Raw genomic sequence first — 23,529 nt, forward strand, 5'->3', positions numbered from 1 at the left:
ATGCGAGCGCGCGATGGTGACGCTGCCGTGACGCGTGGCCAAAAAAATGTGTGTTCTTTTGCTGCGGATTCGCCGGGCGGGACTCGTCTAGAAAAATCAGTCGCGGGTCATGGAGGTCGAGACGACCGTGGATGCCGGGACGTTCCGAAAAGCGCGCATGCAGGCAGTCGTGCGCCGCTTCGGCTTCCATATTTCTTTCGGCAGGAATTCACATGAACACGCGCGGGCACGGCGGCAGAGATCGACAGGCGGGACATGGGGAGAGCTGGACATTCAGGATGGCGCCGATGGCGCGAGCCATCGCCCTGATGCTGGCGGCGGGCGGCATGATCGGCGGCGCGCACGCGCAGCGCGCCTTCAGCGCCGGCTGGATGGCGCAGAAGAACCTGAACCAGAGCAACGCGGTGCAGACCGGGCGCTTGGCCAATGGCCTGCCCGCGTCGACGCTTACCAGCCCGCAGGCCCAGCAGCAGCGCGCCAACGAGCAGTTGAGCCGTTCGATCAACAACCTCCAGCTCGCGGCACGCGGCATCGCCGCGCAGCAGGCGGCACAAGCGGCCGCCCGGCTGGCCGCGGGCAACGATCCCTCGGTGCCCGATGGCCTGGCCGATGGCGGGCTCAAGGTCGACACCGACAGCCTCACCGCCGGCTGGCTCAACGCCAATGCACCGGTGCAATCGCAGGTCGACGGCCGCACCAACGTCGCGATCCAGCAGACCGGCGACAAGGCGATCCTCAACTGGGAGACCTTCAACGTCGGGCGCAACACCACGGTCGATTTCAAGCAGGACCCGAGCTGGGCCGTGCTCAACAAGGTCAACGATCCGCAGGCGCGCCCCTCGCAGATCCAGGGCCGGATCAAGGCCGACGGTACGGTGCTGATCGCGAACCGCAACGGCGTGGTGTTCTCTGGCACCAGCCAGGTCGACACACGCAACCTGGTGGCGGCAGCGGCCACGATCGCCGACGACCAGTTCCGCACGAAGGGCTTGTACGTCGACGTCAACGGCAGCGCGCCCAGCTTCACCGACGCCGTGGGCGCCGTCGTGGTCGAGGCCGGCGCGCAGATCACCACCCGTGCCCCCCAGTCGGTCACGCAAGGCGGCGGCTACGTGCTGCTGCTGGGCAAGGAGGTGCGCAACGCCGGCCAGATCGCCACGCCCTCGGGCCAAACCGTGCTGGCGGCCGGCGACAGCTTCACCATCCGCAAGGGCGTGGGCACCGAGGCCAACCGGGGCTCGACCACCGCGGGCAACGAGGTCTCCGTGTCGCGCGGCCCTGACAGCAGCGCGGGCACCGTCATCAACACCGGCCTGATCACCGCCGCCACGGGCGACGTCACGCTCACCGGCCATGCCGTGACCCAGGCCGGCGTGATCGTCGCCACCACCTCCACGGCCAAGCGCGGCACGATCCATCTTTCCACCCGCGCGAGCGACGAGGGTGGTGCCGTCACGATGGCCGATGGCAGCACCACCGCGATCCTGCTGGAAGCCGGCGACGGCACCGCGCTGGACAGCCAACGCGATGCCGCCCGGCAGCGCGTTGGCACCGTGTCGGGCCTTCCCGTGGGCGTGTTCGACAACCTCTCGACCGTCGTCGATCGCAGCGACCTCTCGCGCATCGAGATCGTCAGCGGCAGCACGGTGGAGTTCCAGGGCGGCTCCCTGAGCCTGGCCACCGGTGGCGAGATCGTCGTGACCTCGCCCCGGCGCACGCTGGTGGCCAGCGGCGCGCAGCTCGACGTGTCGGGCGCGGTGGGCGTCAAGGTCGCGATGGAGAACAACAACATCCTGATCAACGCGCAGGGCAACGAGCAGCGCGATGCGCCGGTCAACCGCGACAGCAGGAACCTCAACAACCTGAACCTGTGGGTGGATCGGCGCAAACTGGTGTTCGTGCCCGCAGGGACCAACGGCTATCCGACGGACCGCTGGTACACCGAGGGCGGCCTGCTCGAGGTCAGCGGCTACCTCGCGACCAGCGGCCACACGGTCGGCGAATGGATGGCGCAGGGCGGCGCCATCACGGTCACCGGGGGCGACCTGGTGACGCGCGCAGGCTCGAACATCAACCTGTCGGGCGGCACGCTGGACGTGGCCACCGGCGTCATCCGCCAGAGCTGGCTCAAGGGCAGCGACGGCCGGCTCTACGAGGTGTCGAGCGCGCCGGGAGATCTGCTCTACAAGGGCCTGTACCGCGGCTTCGAGGACGAGCACACGCGCTGGGGCAAGGACGCGACCGGCTATTTCTACAACCCGCTGATCGGACCGCAGAGTCGCCTGGAGAGCGGCTACACGGTGGGGCGCGACGCGGGCAGGCTGGTGGTGGCCACGAGCAGCGCGGCGCTGGAGGGCACGATCGTCGGCGACACCTACCAGGGGCCGCAGCAGACGCAGGGCGCGCAGGAGGGACTGGACGGCTACCACCAGTCGCAGCAGGCCGCGGCGCGGCGCGGGCAGCTCGTCGTGGGGCAGTACCGGCCGGTCTACGACGCGGCGACGAACACGCTGCGCTACAACCTCGCGCCGCTGGTCGACAGCGTCACGCTCGGGAAGATCGACAGCGGCATCGCCGACGGGTTGCAGCTGGGCGACGACGTCGCGCCCGAGCGGCAGGGCGTCGTGCTGCTGGATACGGCGAGCCTGGGCGCGTCGGGACTGGGCGCGTTGCGCATCGCGGCGAAGAAGGGCGTCGGGGTGCGCAACGCGCTGCAGGTGGCCGATGGCGGGGAGATCGTGCTGTATGCGCCGACGGTGGACGTGGAGGCGAATCTGACGGCCCGCGGCGGGGCCATCCGGCTGGGCAACGTGCTGCGGCAACCCGACAGCACCGGCCTGGTCACGGACATCGGCATCGCCGTTCCCGAGGGCGCCGCGGGCGGCGTGCGCGTGCGCGAGGGCGTGGTGCTCGATGCGACCGGGCGCTTCAGCGACCTGCGGGGGGCGGGCAATCCGGGCGACCTGGCCTATCTCGACGGCGGAACGGTCAGCATCCGCTCGACGCGCGGCGTGACGCTGGAGAAGGGCTCGCTGATCGACGTGTCCTCGGGCGCGGCGGTGATGGTCGACGGCAGCCTCCAGGGAGGCAGGGGCGGCTCGGTGCAGCTGGGCTCGGGGCTGGCGGGCACGGGTGCGGGCGACGCCGCCGCGGTCCTGGTCCTGGATGGCGACATCCGGGGGTATGGCGTTAAGGGCGGAGGCACGCTGCAGATCGAGTCGGCCAGCGCGATCTCGATCGGCGGGAAGCTGATGCGAACCGACGGCCTGCTCGGCGCCGGCGAGTCGGTCGGTGCGGACCTGATCCTGCTGCAGGACTACGAGGTCAAGAAGGGCGAGGTGCTGCCGGTCGCCTACTCGACGCAGACCTTCACCGCGCTGCCGGGCCAGACCGTGGCCGGGGGAGCCCTCGCCACCGGCGTCTGGTACACCTTGCAAGCCGACTGGGTGCTGCCGGTGCCGCGGCCCGACGAGGTGGCCAGCAACCGCGTGCAGAGCGAGGACGGGACGGTCTGGATCACGCGCACGGGAACCCCCGCGGGCAGCGTCGTGGTCCCGAAGGGGACCACCGTCCGGATCACGAGCTCGGGCTTCTCCTACTTCGCTGGCTACGTGATCCCCGGGGATGTCTTCCCCGATGGCATGCAGCTGAAGACGGCGATGACCGTCACGACGCCGGCGGGAGGCATCGCCCCGGCCGATTTCACGGTGTCGGCCGGCACCCGCCTTGTCGCGGGGACTCGGCTGTCGCGGTCCGCCGAGGTGGCGGGGACGACGAGCCTGTCACCGGAGCTGTTCCAGTCCGGCTTCGCGCAGTACGACGTGCGTGCATACAACGGCCTGGTCGTGCCCGCGGGAACGGCCCTGGACGTCAGGATGCCGGTGCTGCAGGCGGATGTCTCCTCGCTGCCGGCGGGGGCCGACATCGAGGACGCATTCCAGCCCTGGCTGCCCGACCTGTACCAGGCGCATCCGACGACGCGCACGCTGGCCCGGCGCGGTGGCGCCAGCCTGTCCCTGGCGGCGGGCCTCGCCGATGCGCAAGCCTCCGGCACCAGCGGCAGCCTTTACGTGGGCCAGGGCGCGGGCGTGCGGGTCGATCCCGGCCAGTCGATCGCCCTCGAAAGCCAGGGCAACCTGACGGTCGATGGCCTGCTGCAGGCGAAGGGCGGCCGCATCAGCCTGCTGGGAGCCCGCAGCAGCGTGCCGGGAAGCGCGCTGGAGGAAGGTGGCATCGGCGCCGACGGCCGGGCCAGTACCCGCAGCATCCTGCTGGGCGAGCACGCGGTGCTCGATGCCTCGGCGGCATCCGCCACGGCCGTCGATGCGTCCGGCCGTCCCTACGGGGTGCTGACCGAGGGGGGCAGCATCGTGGTGGGCGGCAGCATGCAGGAGTCTGGCAGCCGGGCCATCGCCTCGGATGCCTTCGTGGTGATCCGCGAAGGCGCCGTCCTCGACGTCTCGGGCGGCGCCGCGCTGCTCGATGTCGACGGCACGGGCACACGCCTGGTCGCGAGCAACGGCGGCAGCATCCAGATCGGTTCGGTCAGCGGGCTGTACCTGGACGGAAGCCTGCGGGCTCACGCGGGCGGCTCTGGTGCCGCGGGCGGCAGTCTGGCGGTGGCGCTGGAAGCGCCGAACTACGCGATCGACTCCGCGGACGACGCCGTGCTGGCCGTGCGGGACCTGACGCTCGTGCAGCAACGCGCGCCGGGCGGTGCCGGCGAGGACGGCCTGCGCTATGGCCATGCCGCGCTGGGCGTGAACCAGGTGCGTGACGGCGGCTTCTCTTCGCTCACCCTGTACAGCAACGGTCTCGTGAGCTTCGGCGGCGACGTCGACCTGGCCATGGGCAAGGAACTGCGCGTCTATTCGGGCGCGCTGGCCGTGGCGGGCGGCGTCGATCCCTCGATCCGCGTGTCGCTGGCGGCGCCCTACGTGCTCCTGGCCGGCATCGCCGACAACGGCGCCGCGGCGGAGACCTTCGAGCGCCCGTCCTACCAGGGCGGCGTGAGCACGCTGGACTCCGGCGCGGTGCTGGACGTGCACGGCAAGCTGATCGACATCAAGGGCGTGGTCACGGCGGGCCTGAATGCCACGGTGGACACCACCACCGTGGAGCGGGCCGGCTTCGGCCGGCTCAACCTGGCCAGCGAGGGCGACATCCGTTTCGTGGCGGGGCCGTTGCTGCCCAACGGCAGCGCGGTCGACTCCGAGCTGAGCAGCAGCGGCGACATCCTGCTGCGCGCAGCCCAGGTCTATCCGGCCACCGGCGTGGGCGGGCGGGTACTGGCGGGTCGTGCCGATGCCAATGCCTTCGATCCGGCCGGGCGCCTGGTCATCGAGCGCTACGACGCGCAGGCCGGCGACCCCGCGTTGCCGTACTCGGTCTTCGGCTCGCTGACGCTGGGCGCGGCCAACATCGAGCAGAACGGTGTCGTGCGCGCGCCGCTGGGCACGATCTCGCTGGGATCGGTCGCGTCGGGCACCGGCGGCGGCGACGCCCTCTCGGTGAAGCTGGCCGCGGGCAGCCTGACCTCCGTCAGTGCGGCCGACCTCGTGATGCCCTACGGCGGCACCGCCGACGGCGTGAACTACACCTACCTGGGCAGGAACGTCTCGTTCAGCGGCGTGGGCGGTGCCGGCTCGATCGGCATCTCCGGCCAACACGTGGCGACGGAAGAAGGCGCGATGCTGGATCTCTCGGGCGGCGGCGAACTGCGCGGCGCGGGTTTCGTGTCCGGCCGCGGCGGCTCCACGGATGCCCGCATGAACCCGCTGCTGCAGAACAACCGCAACGGCTTCGTGCTGCCGGGCCTGGAGAGCAATCCGGTCTACGCCATCGTGCCCGGCTACGCCTCGGCCTATGCGCCGGCCGATGCCGGCGGCGCCGTCGACCCACGCATCGGCCAGCAGATCACCATCCGCGCCAACGACATCCCGGGCCTGGCGGCCGGCACCTACACCTTGCTGCCGTCGAACTACGCGCTGCTGCCGGGTGCGTTCCGGGTCGAAGTCAACGGCGCGGCGACCGGCCTGGCCCCCGGCCGCGCCCTGCCCATGCGCAACGGCTCCTATGCCGTGGCGGGCACGCTGGGCACCGCCAACACCGGTGTCGCCGACAGCCTCAGCAGCCCCATCGTCGTCACGCCGGCGAATGTGCTGCGAAGCTATTCCCAGTACAACGAAACCGGCTATGCGGACTTCGCGCTGCAGCAGGCGGCCCTGGCCGGAACCGTGCGCGCGACGCTGCCGGCGGATGCGAAGACGCTGAGCTTTCAGCTGCCGTCCTCACCCGATGCCTCCTTCAGCTTCAACGGGCGCGCGGACTTCACGCCGGCGCCGGGCGGCCATGGCGGCATGGCCAGCATCGCGACGAGCACCGGCAACGTCGGCGATGGCGCGATCGAGGTTCTGGGCAACGGCGCGTCGTCGACCGCCGGCTTCGATGGCCTGTCGCTGCATGCCGCGGACCTCAACGCCATCGGCGCCCCGCGCCTGATTGTGGGAGGTGCGATGCTGTCGACCTACGGCGTGCAGCGCAACGGCACGAACCTCAGCAACTACGTCGACGTGACGGGGAAGACGGGCCGCATCGTGCTGCGCGAAGGGGCCATCCTGAAGGCTCCCGAGGTGTTCCTGGTCGCGGCCAGCGCCGACGGCGGCATCGTCGTCGAGACCGGCGCGGGCATCAACACCATCGGCACCGGCAAGGTGGCCTTCGACTCGACCGACGGCTACATCTACAGGCCGGGTTCGGTCGCCGTGGTGGCCGCGTCCAATGGCTGGCTGAACGTGCTGCCGCCCGCGGAGGACAACCTGCCGCAGGGCGCGGGAGCGATCTCGATCGGTGACTGCGGCGCCACGTGCGCGGGCGTCGCGCAGCTCTATTCGGAGGGCACGCTGCTGGCCGCGACGCGGCGCGACTTCGAGCTCGGCGAGAGCGTGCGCTACGGCACGCGCAACCTCGTGCTGGCCGTGGGAGCGGTCAACGCGGGCAGCGAGGCGGACCTCGCCGCTGCGGCGCAGCGCGGGGCACTCACCAGCGGCCTGACCCTGAACCAGACGGTGCTCGACCGCCTCTTGCGCGGCGACACGGCCTACGGCGCGCCCGCGCTCGAGCGCCTGGTGCTGACCGCCGCCGAGTCGGTGAACTTCTTCGGCAACGTGAGCCTCGACACCACCAATGCCGCGACCGGCAGGTCGTCGCTGAGCAACCTGGTGCTCTCCACGCCGGCCATCTATGGCCAGGGCGGTGCCGGCGACATGGCTCGCATCATCACCGCCAAGCTCACCTGGGCCGGTCTCGCGGGCGCTACCCCGGCGCCGGTCACCGGTGGGCGGGGCACGGGCAGCGGCAAGCTCGCGATCAACGCCGACACGATCGAGTTCGGCTACGACCCCACGTCGCAACCCAATGGGGTCGACGACTTCGGCCGCACCATCCTGGGCTTCGCCGACGTGCAGCTGAACGCGACGCAGCGCATCACCGCCAACCAGAAGGGCTCGTTGTCGGTGTACCAGTCGCAAGTCACTGGTGCCGGTGCAGGTACCGACGGACCACGCTACGAAGGCGGCAACCTGACCCTCACGGCCCCGCTCATCACGGGTGCCGGAGGCTCGATCAACCGCATCACCGCGGGCGGCGCGCTGCAGGTGCTGGCACCCGCGAGCGGCCGCGCCGATGCGTCGGCCACGAGCCTCGACGCCGGCGTGCAGACCGGCGCGGAACTGAACCTCAAGGGCGCCACGGTCCGGGTCGACACCACGGTGGCGCTGCCCAGCGGCAAGCTCGGCATCACGGCCGAGGGCGACATCGTGCTGGGCGACTCCGCCTGGCTCGACCTGGCCGGGCGCGAGATCGCGCTGTTCGACGTGCGCCGCTATTCGTGGGGCGGCGACCTGACGCTGCGCAGCAGCACGGGCAACATCACGCAGGCGGCGGGGTCGACCATCGACCTCTCGGCGCGGAACAACAACGCGGGTTTGCTCAGCGCCATCGCGCTCGATGAAGACGCGGGTCGCGTGGACCTGCGCGGCACGCTGCGCGCCGGCGCGAGCGGCCACTACGACGCGGGCGGCACCCTGGTGCCCTATCGCGCGGGCGGCGTGGACATCCGCGCCCAGCACCTGGGCGGCGGCGACGCGCTCAGCGACGAATTCGCGGCCCTCAACACGCGGCTCAACGACGGCGGCTTCTTCGGCGAGCGCAGTTTCCAGCTCAAGCAGGGCGACCTGCGGATCGGCAACGAACTCAAGGCCCGCCAGATCAACGTGTCGGTGGACAACGGCCGACTGGACGTGGTCGGCACGATCGACGCGAGCGGCGAGCAGGTCGGCAGCATCCGCCTCGCCGCCGCCAAGGGCCTCGCGCTGGCAGGCAGTGCCGTGCTCGATGCGCACGGCACGGTGCTGCGCGTGGACAGCCACGGCAAGATCATCGACAGCCCCAACCGCGCGATGGTGGAGCTCGATGCCGGCAGCGGCACGCTGGTGCTGGGCGAGGGCGCGCGCATCGACCTGCGCCACGGCACCGGCTCGAGCGGCGGCGACGGCAGGAACCGCGGCACGCTGGACTTGTATGCGCCGCGCATCGGCAGCACCGGCAGCACGACGGACGCCGACGCGGCCACCTTCGGCGACATCGCCATCGATGCGCGCGGCAACGTGAACATCCAGGGCGCGCGCTCGATCGCCGTGTACGGCAAGCAGCGCTACAGCGATGCGCCCTTCGGCACCGACGCGGCCGCGAGCGGCCGGCCCTACCAGGTGATCGATCAGGCATATCTGAATGGCAAGGGCGACGAGGCCACGCTGTTCGTCGACGGTGCACTGCGTAACGGGGATCTGCTGAATTCCAAGTTGGCAGGACTGAACAACGCGACCTATCGCGACGCCTTCCATTTGCGGCCAGCGATCGAGATCGTGAGCGCCACGCCCGACGGTGACCTGGTCGTGCGGGGCGACCTGGACCTCTCGGGCCTGCGTTATGCGAGCCTGAACCCGAACACGCAACGCACGAGCGTGTACGGCTCGGGCGAGGTCGGCATGCTGACGCTGCGCGCCGGTGGCGACCTGTCGATCTACGGCAGCATCAACGACGGCTTCGCGCCGCCGCCCGAGACGCCGGACGATGGCGGCTGGATCCTGACACCGGGCGTGCAGGCCTTCGGCGGCGACGTGGTGGTGCCGGTGCCGGGCGTGACCCTGGCCGAGGGCACGGTCTACCCCGCGGGCAAGACGCTGAACTACGCGATCACGGTGAAGGACGTCACCCTGCCCGCGGGCACCGTGCTGCCGGGTGCGATCACGCTGGACCGCGAGCTGATGCTGCCCTTCGGCACGGTGCTCGCGGCCGATGTGCGCGCGGCCGACGGCAGCGTGCTGCTGCCCGCGGGCCGGATGGTGGGCACCGGCGGCCTGGCGCTCCCGGCGGGCGCCCAACTGCTGGCCGGCGCACGGCTGCCGGTGGCCGTGACGCTGGCGCGCCTGACCTGGCCCAAGGGCGCGAAGCTGCCGGTCGCGATGACGCAGTCAGGCAGCCTGGTCCTGCCGGTGGGCGCATTGATCGCCGCGGGCACCAACGTGGCGTTGCCCGACGGGGCCGCGGCGGTCGACCTGCGGCCCGCGGATGCGAGCGGTCGCCAGGCGCGGAACTGGGCCGTTGCGCAGATGCTGCCCGAGGGCTCGCAGTCGTGGAGCATGCGGCTGGTGGCGGGCGCGGACCTCGGTGCGGCCGACACGCGCGCGCTCAATGCCGTGCGGACGGGCGACATCGTCCTTGCCGATGCCCACTACACCGTGCAGAAGTCCGGCGGCGGCGAACTGATCGGCTTGAACTCGCGCGGGGTGGATGCCATCTTCGCGGCGACCGGCTTCCTGCCGAACGGCATCAACAGCAAGAGCGAACTGGTCGGCAAGACCGAGGCCGAGGTCATCGCCCTCTATTTCGCGAGTTCGTGGGAGGACTTCGGGCTGCCGGCCGATTTCTGGAAACCGGCGAACGGCAACGTTCTGCTGGGCCTGACGACGCAGGGCGCCGATGCGGTGTTCGGCGTGACCGGCTTCCTGCCGCCCGGCATCAACACCACGAGCGAACTGGTGGGTAAGAACGAGGCCCAGCTCATCGCGCTCTATTCGGCGACATCGTGGGAGGATTTCGGGCTTCCCGCCGATTTCTGGGATCTTCCGGCCGGCAATGGCGCGGCGATCAGCCTGCCGCGGACCTACACGGTCAGAAGTCCCATCTTCAGCGTGCTGCGCACCGGGACGGGAGACCTGGACATCGCGGCCGGCGGCAGCTTCTCGATGCGCTCGCCCTACGGCGTGTACACGGCGGGCGCGCCGACCCGCCTGGACGACGCCGCGCTCGATGCGCGCTACGACCAGGGCCGCGGGCTGGTGAACGGCGGGTCGGTGCTGGGAACCGCCGCCGGCGACCTGGCGGGCGACTACGAGAAGCTGGTCAGCGGCACGGACAGCCTCTACAAGGCCTGGTATCCGGCCGGTGGCGGCAACCTGAGAGTCGACGTCGGGGGCGACCTGACGGGCGACTCCTGGGGCACCAGCAGCGAACTCGCCAGCGCGAGCGCGAGCGTGGGCAACTGGCTGTGGCGGCAGGGCACCGGCGGCACGGCCGGCGTGGATGACGTGCCCACGGCCTGGTGGATCAACTTCGGCACCTATGCGCGTCCGGGGCGGGTCAACGATCCCGCCGGCTCGTCGTACTGGCCGGCCGTGACGGGATTCACCGGGCTCGGGACGCTGGGCGGTGGCGATGCGACGATCCGTGTCGGCGGCGACGCTGGCGTCATCTCCACGCGCTCGACCGACCCGGTCGGCAGGAACTCGCCGAACAGCAAATCGGCGCGCAGCGAGGGAATCGTGCTGGCCGTTGGCGGAACGGGCAGGGTCCTGAGCGACGGCAGCCTGGTGCTGACCGGTGGCGGCGACCTGGACGTAGTCGTCGGCGGCGGCTGGAACAGCAGCCTGGCGGGCCGCCTGGCGACCGTGAGCACCGGCATGGCGCAGACGCACGAGCTCTACGGCGGCCTGGTCAACCTGCGCGGTGAGATCGCGATGAGCGCAGGGCGGATCGGAACCATCCAGCTGTTCTATGGCGCGGTGCAGGATTCCAGGGAGGTCCGGGCGTCGGATCCCTACACCGCCAGCCTGTCGCGCGCCACGGGCGGCCTCATGCTGATGGAGGGCGATGCCGGCGCGACGATCTCCAGCCGCGGCGATCTGGTGCTGGGCGGCACGGGCGACCCCGGACTGGTCGGCACGCCCAACGGCGTCGCCTTCGCTGCCGCCGCCGGCAACGGCCAGATGGGGCAGAGCTGGTTCTCGCTCTGGACCGGGAGGACGGCGGTCGACCTGTCGTCCGCTGGCGGCAACCTGGCATTCGACACGCGCGCCAGCGAGACGGTCGCCGACCCGCTGGTGGCCAACTGGGACTACACCAGCAACGGCGGCTGGTTCCTGTTGCCGGGCAACGTCAGTGCCGTGGCGAGCACGGGCAGCATCTACTACGGCCAATCGGCAGCCTATCTCAACAGCTTCGGCGAAGCGACCCAGTGGAACAACGGCGGCCTGCTCCAGGCGCCGCTGGGCGGGCGCCGCATCGAGCTGATAGCGGGCGGCTCGCTGTACGGCGGTGGCTACGCGATCAGCGCCTCCGGCGCGGATTCGTCGAGCGTGGCGACGATCCAGCACCCGGGCTTCGCGGGATTCGACGCATCCGGCACGCGGCTGGTCACCAATGCCAGCGACGACGCCCCGCTGGTGGACATCGGGCGATATCCCCTGTTCGCCTTCGGCGTCAACAGCGCCGGCGCCTCCGAGGGCGCATCGGTGCCGTCCCGCTTCTACGCGGTGGACGGCGACATCGTCGGCCTGCGCACGGGCACGACGGTGACCTACCGCGGCGGCCGGCGCATCGACCAGGTCGACTATGCGGCCGCCGGCCCGATCGCCGTGCGCGCCGGGCGCGACATCGTCTATTCGGGCACGCGCCTCGGTGACACCTTGCCGTCGACCGGCGACATGACGAGCGACGAATCGCCCGCCACGCTCGCGGGCAACCTCATCGTCCACACGAACGGCAACGACGTCTCGGTGGTCCAGGCGGGCCGCGACATCCTCTACGCCAACTTCGACGTCGCTGGCCCCGGCACGCTGGAGATTACGGCCGGGCGCAACCTCATCCAGAACGATCAGGCCGATCTCACCAGCATTGGCCCGGTGACCGCGAGCGACACCCGGCCCGGGGCCGGCATCGTCGTGCAGGCCGGCGTGGGAGCCAAGGGCATCGACTACTCGGGACTGTTGCGCCGCTACCTCGATCCCGCCAATCTCGCGGCGGCCGGCGCGCCGCTGGCCGACCAGGCCGGCAAGGTCGCCAAGACCTATGGCGCGGAGCTGTCCGCGTGGCTTGCGCAGCGCTACGGCTTCGAGGGAACGCCCGAGCAGGCGCTGGCCTACTTCGACGCACTGGCACCCGAGCAGCAGCGCATCTTCGCGCGCCAGGTCTACTTCGCCGAGCTGCGAGAGGGCGGGCGCGAGTACAACGACGAGAACGGCCCGCGCGCGGGCAGCTACCTGCGCGGGCGCAACGCCATCGCCGCGATGTTCCCGGACCGGACCGCCGACGGCCAGGCCGCCTACCAGGGCGACCTGCTGATCTATGGCGGCTCGGGCATCCACACGAACCTGGGCGGCGACATCCAGGTGCTCACGCCCGGCGGCTCGCAGACCTATGGCGTGGAGGGGGCAGCACCGCCCTCGACGGCCGGCCTCATCACCCGCGGGCAGGGCGACATCCAGCTGTATTCGCTCGGCAGCATCCTGCTGGGCCAGAGCCGCGTCATGACCACCTTCGGCGGCGACATCCTGGCCTGGTCGGCCGAGGGCGACATCAACGCCGGCCGCGGTTCGAAGACCACCGTGGTCTTCACGCCGCCGAGGCAGGTCTACGACGACGTGGGCAACATGAAGATCTCCCCGGACGTGCCCAGCACGGGTGCGGGCATCGCGACGCTCAACCCGATCCCGGAGACCCCGCGTGGCGACGTGGACCTGATCGCACCGCTGGGCACCATCGACGCGGGCGAGGCCGGCATCCGCGTCTCGGGCAACGTGAACATCGCGGCGCTGCACGTGGTGAACGCGGAGAACATCCAGGTGCAGGGCAAGTCGAGCGGGCTGCCCACGGTGGCGTCGGTGAACGTCGGGGCGCTAACCAACGCGAGCGCCGCGGCGGCGCAGGCCACGGTGGCCGCACAGGATGCGATGCAGCGCGAGCGCGCCGAAGCCAGAAAGGCGCTGCCCTCGGTGTTCACGGTGCGGGTGCTGGGATTCGGTGACGAGCCGATGCAGGGAGGCGATCCGGCACCCGTGGGGCCGCGGTCGCGTGACGGACTGCAAGGCGGCGCGCGCATTCCGTACGACGCGCAGAACTTCGTCCAGATCGCGGCCCATGGGGATGCGTTCGATCCGGCCGTGATGTCGAAGTTGTCGGAGGCCGAGCAGCGCGAGCTGCACCGGGCCAGGTAAGCAGTTCCGGGCGTCGTTCCCACGCAGCCTCCCGCGACCCGGGATGCCGTGCGGGGACGGTGCTGTCCGGCGTCTCGCCATGATCGTTGTCAGCTCATCTTCTGCACCCGCTGGCCGCCCGCCGCCGCGCGGCAATGTGCGGATCGACTAGGAGGTTTCCATGTTGGACATGAGTGCCTGGTTCTGCCTCGACGACCCTTGCCGTCCCGAGGACGAGGCCCCCGCAGTCGCGGATACGCGCGCGTCGTCGCGCGACGGGATGCTGCGCGACTTCCTGGTCGAGAACTACGGCCGCCTGCACCGGCGCCTGTTGCGCCATCTCGGCGATACCGACCTGGCGAGCGACTGCCTGCACGACACCTGGTTGCGATTGGGCGACGCGCCCGCCGAGGGGCCGGTCCGCAGCCCCGAGGCCTATGTCTACCGCACCGCGTGCAACGTGGCGCTCGATCGGTTGCGCCGCGGCGGCGCCTGGCGGCAGGCGCAGGACGTCGAGCTCGACCACCTGATCGACCAGGCGCCCGGTCCGGAGCTCATCGCCGAGGCGCGCTCGGCCGTCGAGTCGGTGGATCGTGCGATGCAGCACCTGCCGCGGCGCCACCGCGCGGTGCTCGTGGCCTTGCGCATCGAGGAGATGACGCGCCAGGAGGTCGCCACGCGCTATGGCCTGTCGCTGCGCGGCGTCGACACCGCGCTGCGCCAGGCGCTGGACCACTGCGCCCAGAGGACGGGCCACCCGGTGCCCGACGGCGCCGGCGCATCCCGGCGCGCCGCGCGCCTATGATCCGGGCCCGATCCGACCTGCCAGCAAGAACCGCCTTGAACGCCTTCCGCTTCGACCTCACCCGCTTCGACGCCGCCATCGTCGACCTCGACGGCACCACCATCGACACGCTCGGCGATTTCGCCGTGGCCGTGAACCGCATGCTCGAGGACCTCGGTCTGGCTGCGCTGCCGCGCGAGCGCATCGAACTGATGATCGGCAAGGGTTCGGAGCACCTGATCCTGTCGGCGCTGCAGTACGTGGCCGCGGCGGACGGTGCCGACGCATCCGCCGCCCTGGCGCGTGCGCAGGCGCAGTTCGACCGCGGCTGGGAGCGCTACCAGCACCACTACCTCGCGATCAACGGCCAGCATGCGGCGGTGTATCCGGGCGTGGTCGAGGGGCTGCAGGCGCTGCGCGACCGGGGGCTGAAGCTGGCCTGCCTCACGAACAAGCCGACGGCCTTCGCGCAGCCGCTGCTGGCCCAGAAGGGGCTCGACGGCTTCTTCGAACTCGTGTTCGGTGGCGATGCCTTCGAGCGCAAGAAGCCCGATCCGCTGCCGCTGCTCAAGACCTGCGAGGCGCTGGGCACGCCGCCCGCGCGCACGCTGATGATCGGCGACTCGAGCAACGATGCGCGCGCCGCGCGCGCGGCCGGCTGTCCGGTGGTGCTGGTCAGCTACGGCTACAACCACGGCGAGCCGGTGCGCGCGGTCGATGCCGACGGCTTCGTCGATTCGCTGGCCGAACTGGCGGCGCCGCGCGCCTGAGGCTTTGGCCGCCGCTCAGGACGGCTTGCCGAGCAGCGCGTCCTTGAGCTTCCAGTCGGCCGGGCTCGGGCCGAGCCAGATGCGCAGCAGCGCGTTGAAGAAGGCGGGCTCCTTCACGGGATCGGGCTGCGGCACGCCGCGCACCGTGATCAGCGTGCCGGTGCCGGGCAGCCAGTCGATGGTGAAGGTGTCGCCGGCCTTGAGCTGCTTCTGGTCGGCGAACATCTGGCCCATGCGCAGCAGGCCGGGGATCAGCTGGCCCATCTCGCTCTTGGGCGAGTTGTCCTCCACGCCCTTGATGAAGAGCTTGCCGAGCTCGTTGGCGTCGATGTCGCGCAGCATGGTGATCGCCACGCGCTTCGGGCCGGGCACGGCCAGCGCCTCCTCGGGGGTCGAGGCCTTGCGGCCCATGTAGAGGCCGGCCGTGTAGACCTTGAGGATGGCCTTGTAGCGCACGCCGGCGCCATTGAGCTGCAGCGGCGTGCCGCGCAGCTCGAGGCTGTCCTCGAGCTTGACGCCCGCGACCTCGACCGGGGCGGCGCGCACCGGCGCGGCGATGGCCAGCGCCGCCGCGAGACCTGCCAGCAGGAACAGGCGCGCGAGCGCCGGTGACACGAGCGGAAGTGCGGTCGAGCGTGCGGACAAGGCGGCCTCCTCTGGAACTTGCGAACGGTCGTGCGAATGTATCTTTTCGTTTTATCGCCCCGGCTCCGGACGAACCCTGAAGCGCGGGTTTGCGCGCGGCCCCGTTCTCGTGGGCTAAACTCCGGCCCTCATGTTCGTTCATCACATCCATCAGACAGGTGAAGGCAGCCGGGGAGCCTGGCCCTGGCGTACGCCATCGACGCTGCCTGTTTGATTGCACGGCGCACGCCGTGCGCCCGAGGTTCCGGATCGCCCCGACGCCGAACCAACCCCCTCTGTTTGTGAATGAGACCGCTCCCGGCCGATGAAAGCGCGCCGGGCCGGCTTTCCGGAGAACGACACGTGATCACCGAACTCGAATTCAAGAGCCTCAGCGCCCAGGGCTACAACCGCATCCCGCTGATGGCCGAGGCCTTTGCCGACCTCGAAACCCCCCTGTCCCTGTACCTCAAGCTGGCCCATTCGCAGGGCGGCGGCAAGCACAGCTTCCTGCTCGAATCGGTCGTGGGCGGCGAGCGCTTCGGCCGCTACAGCTTCATCGGCCTGCCGGCGCGCACCCTGCTGCGCGCCAGCGGCTTCGGCGCCGAAGCCGTCACCGAGGTCGTGACCGACGGCCAGGTGGTCGAGACCGCCGCGGGCAATCCGCTCGACTTCGTGGCGCAGTACCAGAAGCGCTTCAAGGTCGCGCTGCGGCCCGGGCTGCCGCGCTTCTGCGGCGGGCTGGCCGGCTACTTCGGCTACGACACCGTGCGCCACATCGAGCGCAAGCTCGAGAAGAGCTGCCCGCCCGACACGCTGGGCTGTCCCGACATCCTGCTGCTGCAGTGCGAGGAACTGGCGGTCATCGACAACCTCTCGGGCAAGCTCTACCTGATCGTCTATGCCGATCCCAAGCAGCCCGAGGCCTATGCCAACGCCAAGCGCCGGCTGCGCGAGCTGAAGGAAAAGCTCAAGTACTCGGTGAGCGCGCCGATCGTGAAGCCCACGCAGCCGCATCCGGCCGAGCGCAGCTTCGCCAAGGCCGACTACCTCGCGGCGGTGGAGCGCGCCAAGGAGATGATCGCCGCCGGCGACTTCATGCAGGTGCAGGTGGGCCAGCGCATCAGCAAGCGCTACACCGAGTCGCCGCTGTCGCTGTACCGCGCGCTGCGCTCGCTCAATCCCTCGCCCTACATGTACTACTACCACCTGGGCGACTTCCACGTGGTGGGTGCCTCGCCCGAGATCCTGGTGCGCCAGGAGCACACGGGCGAGGGCGAGCAGAAGATCACCATCCGCCCGCTGGCCGGCACGCGTCCGCGCGGCGCCTCGCTCGAGCTCGACAAGGCGGCCGAGGTCGAGCTGATCAACGACCCGAAGGAGCGCGCCGAGCACGTGATGCTGATCGACCTCGCGCGCAACGACATCGGCCGCATCGCCAAGACCGGCACGGTGAAGGTGACGGAAGCCTTCGCGGTGGAGCGCTACAGCCACGTGATGCACATCGTGAGCAACGTCGAGGGCACGCTGAAGGACGGCATGACCGCCATCGACGTGCTCAAGGCCACCTTCCCGGCCGGCACGCTGACCGGCGCGCCCAAGGTGCATGCGATGGAACTGATCGACCAGCTCGAGCCCACCAAGCGCGGCCTGTACGGCGGCGCCTGCGGCTACATCAGCTACGCGGGCGACATGGACGTCGCGATCGCGATCCGCACCGGCATCGTGAAGGACCAGGTGCTGCACGTGCAGGCCGCGGCCGGCGTGGTGGCCGATTCGGTGCCCGAGCTCGAGTGGAAGGAAACCGAGGCCAAGGCGCGCGCACTGCTGCGTGCGGCGGAGCTGGTGGAGGAGGGCCTGGAATGAGCAACGCACCCGATATCCAGAATGATTTCTCGCACGAGATCATCGGCGCCGCCGTCGAAGTGCAGCGCGTGCTCGGCACGGGGCTCGACGAACGCGCCTATGCCGCGGCGCTGGCCATCGAACTCGCCGAGCGCGAGATCGGTTTCGCGCGCGACGTGCCGCTGTCGGCCAGCTACAAGGGCCGTTCGCTCGGCGAGGTCTATCGCGCGGGCTTCGTGATCGAGCAATCGGTCATCGTCGAACTCAAGGCGGTCGACGCGCTGACCGACCTGCATCGCGCGCAGGTGCTGGCTGCGCTGCGCCTGTCGGGCCTCAAGCTGGGCCTCCTGATCAACTTCAACGTGTTCCCCGTCGTCAAGGGCGTGCACCGGATTGTGAGCAAGCCATGAAACTGCTGATGATCGACAACTACGATTCGTTCACCTACAACATCGTCCAGTACTTCGGCGAGCTGGGTGCCGACGTGCAGGTGCATCGCAACGACGAGATCACGGTCGCGCAGATCGGCGAGCTGATCGCCTCGGGCGTGACGCGGCTGGTGGTGTCGCCGGGACCGTGCTCGCCGGCGGAGGCGGGCGTGTCGGTGGCGGCCATCGAGGCCTTCGCGGGCAAGCTGCCCATTCTCGGCGTGTGCCTCGGCCACCAGGCCATCGGCGCGGCCTTCGGTGGCAGGATCGTGCGCGCGCAGCAGCTCATGCACGGCAAGACCAGCGAGATCACGACCACGCAGGAGGGCGTGTTCGCGGGGCTGCCGAAGACCTTCGTCGTCAACCGCTACCACTCGCTGTCGATCGAGCGCGCGAGCTGCCCCGAGGCACTGGCCGTCACGGCCTGGACCGACGACGGCGAGATCATGGGCGTGCGGCACACCGGGTATGCGCACGAGGTGCGCATCGAAGGCGTGCAGTTCCACCCCGAATCGATACTCACCGAGCACGGCCACGCCATGCTCAAAAACTTCCTGGACTGAAGCCATGACCGACCGCACCGCCATCGTCGACCTGCGCAGCGACACCGTCACGCAACCCACGCCGGCGATGCGCGACGCCATGATGGCGGCGCCGCTGGGCGACGACGTCTTCGGCACCGACCCGAGCGTGAATGCGCTGCAGGAAAGGATCGCCGCGCTGCTGGGCTTCGAGGCGGCGCTGTTCGTGCCGACCGGCACGCAGAGCAACCTGAGCGCGATCCTCTCGCACTGCGGCCGCGGCGACGAGTACATCGTCGGCCAGATGGCGCACTGCTATCGCTGGGAAGGCGGCGGCGCGGCGGTGTTCGGCAGCGTGCAGCCGCAGCCGCTGGACCACGCGGCCGACGGCACGCTGCCGCTCGCGCAGATCGAGGCGGCGATCAAGCCCGACGACGCGCACTTCGCGCGCACCCGGCTGCTGGCGCTCGAGAACACGCTGGGCGGCAAGCTGCTGCCCTTCGACTACGTGCAGGCGGCGACCGAACTCGCCGCACGCCACGGGCTGCAGCGGCACCTGGACGGCGCGCGCCTCTTCAACGCGGCGACCGCGCAGGCGGCGAAGAACGGAAGCACCGACGTGCGCGCCGAGGCGCGCCGCATCGCGCAGTGCTTCGACAGCGTGTCGGTATGCTTCAGCAAGGGCCTGGGCGCACCGATCGGCTCGGCGCTGGTCGGTTCGCGCGACTTCATCGCGCGCGCCCACCGCATCCGCAAGATGGCGGGCGGTGGCATGCGCCAGGCCGGGCTGCTCGCGGCAGCGGCCGCGCATGCGCTCGAGCACCACGTCGACCGGCTGGCCGACGACCATGCGCTGGCGCTGCGCCTCGCGCAGGGGCTCGCGGGCATCGAAGGGCTGAAGCTCGAGATGCCGCACACCAACATCGTCTTCGTCGACCTCGAGGGCGAGGCCAAGGCGCGCTCGGCGGGGCTGATCGAGAGCCTCGAGCGCCAGGGCATCCTGGCCACGGGCCTGTACCGCTTGCGCTTCGTGACGCACCTCGATGTCGATGCCGCCGGCGTCGACCGCGCGGTGGCCGCGATCCGGGCCTACTTCGCAGCCTGATCCGTCGTTCGAGGAGAGGAGAACGCCATGCCCGATCTTCCCCATCTGCTGGCCTTCATCGCCGCCGGCTGGCTGCTGAACCTGACGCCGGGGCCCGACGTGCTCTACGTGGTCACCCACTCGCTGCGCTCGGGCGTGCGCGCCGGCATCGTCGCCGGGCTCGGCATCACCGCCGGCTGCTTCGTCCACATCTTCGCGGCGGCCATAGGCGTCGGCACGTTGATGGCGACCTCGGCCGCGGCCTTCACGGTGCTCAAGTACATCGGCGCGGCCTACCTGCTGTACCTGGGCGTGCGCATGGTGCTGTCGCGCGCACCGGCACCGACCGACCTCGGCAAGGCCGCGGCAGCCGGCGCGGAACGCAGCCTCAAGGCGATCTTCCTCGGCGGCTTCTGGACCAACGTGCTCAATCCCAAGGTGGCGCTTTTCTTCCTGGCCTTCGTGCCGCAGTTCATCGCGCCCGGGGCCGACCACAAGGCGCTGTATTTCGTGCTGCTCGGCGTGCTGTTCAACCTCAACGCGATCCCCGTCAACGTGGGCTGGGCGCTGGCGGCGGGCTGGATGGCGCGCCGCGGTGCCGTGCAGAAGGGCATGCACTGGCTCGACCGCGCCGCCGGCGTTCTTTTCATCGGCTTCGGCCTCAAGCTCGCGTTCACCGACGCCCCCGCGGCGCGCATCGGCCGCTGATTCATCCCGAGGAGACTTTCCATGATCACCCCCCAGGAAGCGCTGCAGCGCACCATCGAGCACCGCGAAGTCTTCCACGACGAGATGCTGCACATCGTGCGGCTCATCATGAGCGGCGAGTGTTCGCCCGTGATGATGGCCGCGCTGATCACCGGGCTGCGCGTGAAGAAGGAAACCATCGGCGAGATCACCGCCGCCGCGCAGGTGATGCGCGAGGTGTCGACCAAGGTGGCGGTGGCCGACACCACGAACCTGGTCGACATCGTCGGCACCGGCGGCGACGGTTCGCACACCTTCAACATCTCGACCTGCTCGATGTTCGTCGCGGCGGCGGCCGGCGCCAAGGTCAGCAAGCACGGCGGGCGCAGCGTGTCGAGCAAGTCGGGCAGCGCCGACGTGCTGGAGTCGCTGGGCGTCAACATCAACCTCAAGCCCGAGCAGATCGCGCGCTCGATCGAGCAGTCGGGCATCGGCTTCATGTTCGCGCCGAACCACCATCCGGCCATGAAGAACGTGGCACCGGTGCGCAAGGAACTCGGCATCAAGACCATCTTCAACATCCTGGGCCCGCTGACCAACCCGGCCGGCGCGCCCAACATCCTGATGGGCGTGTTCCATCCCGACCTGGTGGGCATCCAGGTGCGCGCGCTGCAGCGCCTGGGCACCGAGCATGCGATGGTGGTCTACGGCCGCGATGGCATGGACGAGATCTCGCTGGGTGCGGCCACGCTGGTGGGCGAGCTCAAGAACGGCGAGATCAGCGAGTACGAGCTGCACCCCGAGGACTTCGGCTTCCAGATGTCGAGCAACCGCGCGCTGCGCGTGGAGACGCCCGAGCAGTCGAAGGCGATGCTGCTCGGCGTGCTCGACAATCAGGCCGGCCCGGCGCTCGACATCGTGCTGCTCAACGCCGGTGCGGCGCTGTACGCGGCCAACGTGGTCGATTCGGTGGCCGCGGGCGTGACACGCTCGCGCGAGGCCATCGCCTCGGGCGCGGCCAAGGCGAAGCTCGCCGAGCTGGTGCGGGTCACCACCTCGGTCTGAGCCAGGAATCCAGGAGCAAGAGAGAAGCCATGTCCGACATCCTCGACAAGATCGTTGCCGTCAAGCACCAGGAAGTGGCCGCCGCGAAGCAGCGCAGCCCGCTGGAGGCGGTTCGCTTCGACGCCGAAAGCCGCGTGCTGACGCGCGATTTCGAAGGCGCGCTGCGCGCCAAGATCGCGGCCGGCCAGGCCGCCGTGATCGCCGAAGTCAAGAAGGCCAGCCCGAGCAAGGGCGTGCTGCGCGCCGATTTCATTCCGGCCGACATCGCGCAGAGCTATGCCGAAGGCGACGGGAAGATCAGCGCGGCCTGCCTCTCGGTGCTGACCGACAAGCAGTTCTTCCAGGGCGGCATCGACTACCTGAAGCAGGCGCGTGCCTCGTGCGAGCTGCCGGTGCTGCGCAAGGACTTCATCGTCGACGCCTACCAGGTGTACGAATCGCGCGCGATCGGCGCCGACGCGATCCTGCTGATCGCCGCCTGCCTCGACGACGCGCAGATGAAGGATTTCGAAGCCATCGCGCACGGGCTGGGCATGGCGGTGCTGGTCGAGGTGCACGACGCGGCCGAGCTCGAGCGCGCGCTGCGCCTCAAGACCCCGCTGGTGGGCGTCAACAACCGCAACCTGCGCAATTTCGAGGTCTCGATCCAGGCCACCATCGGCCTGCTGCCGGGCCTGCCGAAGGAGCGCCTCGCGGTGACCGAATCGGGCATCGCCACGCGCGAGGACGTCGCCACGCTGCGCGCCGCAGGCGTCCATGCCTTCCTGGTCGGCGAGGCCTTCATGCGCGCCGAGGAACCTGGCGAAGCCCTCGCGGCGTTGTTCCAATGAGCGCCGCGCCGGGCCGCCCCAAGCAAGCTCGCACCGCAGTGCGCAGCACAGAGGTGTTCTCATGAGCCGGGCGGATCAGCTGTCGAGCAGCGATCCTGCCGACTGGCCGGTGGCGCCGGGCTGGCAGCCGCTGGTCGATGGCTTCTTCGGCGGTGCCGTGGGACAGAAGCTGCAGGCCTTCCTGCGCGAACGGCTCGATGCGGGCACGGTGATCTTCCCGCCGCAGCCGCTGCGCGCCCTGGAGCTCACGCCGCCCGAGGACGTGCGCGTCGTGATCCTGGGCCAGGACCCGTACCACGGGCGTGGCCAGGCCGAGGGGCTGGCTTTCTCCGTGGCGCCCGGCGTGGCGCTACCGCCCTCGCTGCGCAACATCTTCAAGGAGCTCCAGCGCGACCTCGGCACGCCGCCGCCGCCGTTCCCGAACCCGGGCGGCAGCCTGGTGAAGTGGGCGACGCATGGCGTGCTGCTGCTCAACACCTGCCTCACGGTCGAGGAGGCCCAGCCGGCCAGCCATTCGGGGCGCGGCTGGGAGGTGCTGACGGACGCCGTGATCCGGCATGTTTCCGATGGCGCGAAGCCTGTTGTTTTCATGCTATGGGGCTCGCACGCCCAGAGTAAGCGTGCGTTGATCGACGTTGGCCGCCATAAGGTGCTGATGTCGAATCATCCCTCGCCGCTGTCGGCGTTGCGCCCGCCCGTGCCGTTCATCGGATGCGGACATTTCGGCGAAGCACGTGCCTGGCGTGAGGAGCACCAGAAGGGGGCCTGAAAATTCGCGGATAATCGCCCGCAGTTCATTCCTCGAACGGTTTCCCTCGCTCCTTTTGGTGCTCGGGTTTCTGCATAGTCACAAAACCGTGCTATATTTCGAGGTTCGCCGGAGAGGTGGCCGAGTGGTTAATGGCAGCAGACTGTAAATCTGCCCTCTAACGAGTACGCTGGTTCGAATCCAGCCCTCTCCACCAGCGATGAATTTGGTTTCTAAGAGCGATTGGATCTAGCGCTTTGGGTGCCTTGAAGTGCCCCCGATGCGGGAGTAGTTCAATGGTAGAACCCCAGCCTTCCAAGCTGATGACGCGGGTTCGATTCCCGTCTCCCGCTCCAGAGACCGAGTTTGATGCAGGTTTAGGCAAAAGCCCTTTTGGCTCAGTGGTAGAGCACTCCCTTGGTAAGGGAGAGGTCGCGGGTCCGATTCCCGCAAAGGGCACCAGTTTTTCCCAGGGGTTGCAAGAGCAGCGTTGCGACCTTATCTGCGTACGTTGATATCGTTTTTTTCGGAGTCGAAAAATGGCAAAAGGTAAATTCACCCGCACGAAGCCGCACGTGAACGTGGGCACGATCGGTCACGTTGACCATGGC

12 protein-coding genes, 3 tRNA genes and 1 pseudogene are annotated in these 23,529 nt (G+C 69.8%); 15 read left to right on the forward strand and 1 reads right to left on the reverse strand.

Annotated elements, in window-relative coordinates; translation table 11 throughout:
* Window positions 1–287 precede the first annotated feature (287 nt).
* From AC07RM_RS39295 to gph, 3 genes are all read left to right on the forward strand, one after another.
* Entirely contained in the window at window positions 288–13,553 is a 13,266-nt protein-coding gene (locus AC07RM_RS39295) for a filamentous hemagglutinin family protein (RefSeq protein WP_495337946.1), read from the forward strand.
* A gap of 160 nt (window positions 13,554–13,713) precedes the next feature.
* Entirely contained in the window at window positions 13,714–14,337 is a 624-nt protein-coding gene (locus AC07RM_RS39300; protein ID WP_495337947.1) for an RNA polymerase sigma factor, read from the forward strand.
* Window positions 14,334–15,086, forward strand: a complete 753-nt coding sequence (gene gph / locus AC07RM_RS39305; RefSeq protein WP_495337948.1) for a phosphoglycolate phosphatase — start codon at window positions 14,334–14,336, stop codon at window positions 15,084–15,086. Before AC07RM_RS39300 ends, gph begins: the two co-directional genes overlap by 4 nt.
* Before the next feature lie 15 nt (window positions 15,087–15,101).
* Here gph and AC07RM_RS39310 read toward each other — a convergent pair whose 3' ends face one another.
* Complete coding sequence (locus AC07RM_RS39310; RefSeq protein WP_495322948.1) at window positions 15,102–15,680, reverse strand: chalcone isomerase family protein; 579 nt, start codon at window positions 15,678–15,680, stop codon at window positions 15,102–15,104.
* Between the two features lie 393 nt (window positions 15,681–16,073).
* Between AC07RM_RS39310 and trpE the strand changes: the two genes are divergently transcribed.
* The 12 genes and pseudogenes from trpE to AC07RM_RS39370 all read left to right on the forward strand — a co-directional run.
* Window positions 16,074–17,576 carry an anthranilate synthase component I gene (gene trpE, locus AC07RM_RS39315; RefSeq protein ID WP_093350901.1) on the forward strand — a complete coding sequence of 501 codons (1,503 nt, stop codon included), beginning with the start codon at window positions 16,074–16,076 and terminating at the stop codon, window positions 17,574–17,576.
* Complete coding sequence (locus AC07RM_RS39320) at window positions 17,573–17,965, forward strand: GxxExxY protein (protein ID WP_209542402.1); 393 nt, start codon at window positions 17,573–17,575, stop codon at window positions 17,963–17,965. The genes trpE and AC07RM_RS39320 overlap by 4 nt, the downstream gene beginning before the upstream one ends.
* A complete protein-coding gene (locus AC07RM_RS39325) occupies window positions 17,962–18,546 on the forward strand; it encodes an anthranilate synthase component II (protein WP_495337949.1) in 585 nt (194 codons plus the stop codon). Before AC07RM_RS39320 ends, AC07RM_RS39325 begins: the two co-directional genes overlap by 4 nt.
* Before the next feature lie 4 nt (window positions 18,547–18,550).
* Window positions 18,551–19,609, forward strand: coding sequence for a low-specificity L-threonine aldolase (gene ltaE, locus AC07RM_RS39330; protein ID WP_495337950.1), 1,059 nt, complete (start codon window positions 18,551–18,553; stop codon window positions 19,607–19,609).
* 27 nt (window positions 19,610–19,636) lie between these two features.
* A complete protein-coding gene (locus AC07RM_RS39335) occupies window positions 19,637–20,296 on the forward strand; it encodes a LysE family translocator (protein ID WP_490877935.1) in 660 nt (219 codons plus the stop codon).
* A 21-nt stretch (window positions 20,297–20,317) separates the two neighbouring features.
* The gene (trpD, locus tag AC07RM_RS39340) at window positions 20,318–21,340 is read left to right on the forward strand and encodes an anthranilate phosphoribosyltransferase (RefSeq protein ID WP_203204166.1); all 1,023 of its coding nucleotides are present in this window, start codon (window positions 20,318–20,320) and stop codon (window positions 21,338–21,340) included.
* Window positions 21,341–21,369: 29 nt separating this feature from the next.
* Complete coding sequence (gene trpC, locus AC07RM_RS39345; protein ID WP_093350914.1) at window positions 21,370–22,170, forward strand: indole-3-glycerol phosphate synthase TrpC; 801 nt, start codon at window positions 21,370–21,372, stop codon at window positions 22,168–22,170.
* Window positions 22,171–22,231: 61 nt separating this feature from the next.
* On the forward strand, window positions 22,232–22,939 hold the full coding sequence (locus AC07RM_RS39350; RefSeq protein WP_296787410.1) for a uracil-DNA glycosylase: 708 nt from the start codon (window positions 22,232–22,234) through the stop codon (window positions 22,937–22,939).
* A 110-nt stretch (window positions 22,940–23,049) separates the two neighbouring features.
* A tRNA-Tyr gene (locus AC07RM_RS39355) sits at window positions 23,050–23,135 on the forward strand.
* 65 nt (window positions 23,136–23,200) lie between these two features.
* Window positions 23,201–23,274 (forward strand) — tRNA-Gly (locus AC07RM_RS39360).
* A 31-nt stretch (window positions 23,275–23,305) separates the two neighbouring features.
* Window positions 23,306–23,380: transfer RNA gene (locus tag AC07RM_RS39365), tRNA-Thr, on the forward strand.
* 77 nt (window positions 23,381–23,457) lie between these two features.
* Window positions 23,458–23,529, forward strand: a pseudogene (locus AC07RM_RS39370) (GTP-binding protein); the annotation flags it as partial.

The sequence above is a fragment of the Variovorax sp. GW821-FHT09B05 genome, assembly GCF_059418265.1.

Bases quoted from the DNA above. Each gene is read 5' to 3' on its own strand.
- AC07RM_RS39295 (WP_495337946.1), top strand. From the start codon at position 288: ATGGCGCGAGCCATCGCCCTGATGCTGGCGGCGGGCGGCATGATCGGC.
- AC07RM_RS39300 (WP_495337947.1), top strand. From the start codon at position 13,714: ATGTTGGACATGAGTGCCTGGTTCTGCCTCGACGACCCTTGCCGTCCC.
- gph (WP_495337948.1), top strand. From the start codon at position 14,334: ATGATCCGGGCCCGATCCGACCTGCCAGCAAGAACCGCCTTGAACGCC.
- AC07RM_RS39320 (WP_209542402.1), top strand. From the start codon at position 17,573: ATGAGCAACGCACCCGATATCCAGAATGATTTCTCGCACGAGATCATC.
- AC07RM_RS39325 (WP_495337949.1), top strand. From the start codon at position 17,962: ATGAAACTGCTGATGATCGACAACTACGATTCGTTCACCTACAACATC.
- ltaE (WP_495337950.1), top strand. From the start codon at position 18,551: ATGACCGACCGCACCGCCATCGTCGACCTGCGCAGCGACACCGTCACG.
- AC07RM_RS39335 (WP_490877935.1), top strand. From the start codon at position 19,637: ATGCCCGATCTTCCCCATCTGCTGGCCTTCATCGCCGCCGGCTGGCTG.
- trpD (WP_203204166.1), top strand. From the start codon at position 20,318: ATGATCACCCCCCAGGAAGCGCTGCAGCGCACCATCGAGCACCGCGAA.
- trpC (WP_093350914.1), top strand. From the start codon at position 21,370: ATGTCCGACATCCTCGACAAGATCGTTGCCGTCAAGCACCAGGAAGTG.
- AC07RM_RS39350 (WP_296787410.1), top strand. From the start codon at position 22,232: ATGAGCCGGGCGGATCAGCTGTCGAGCAGCGATCCTGCCGACTGGCCG.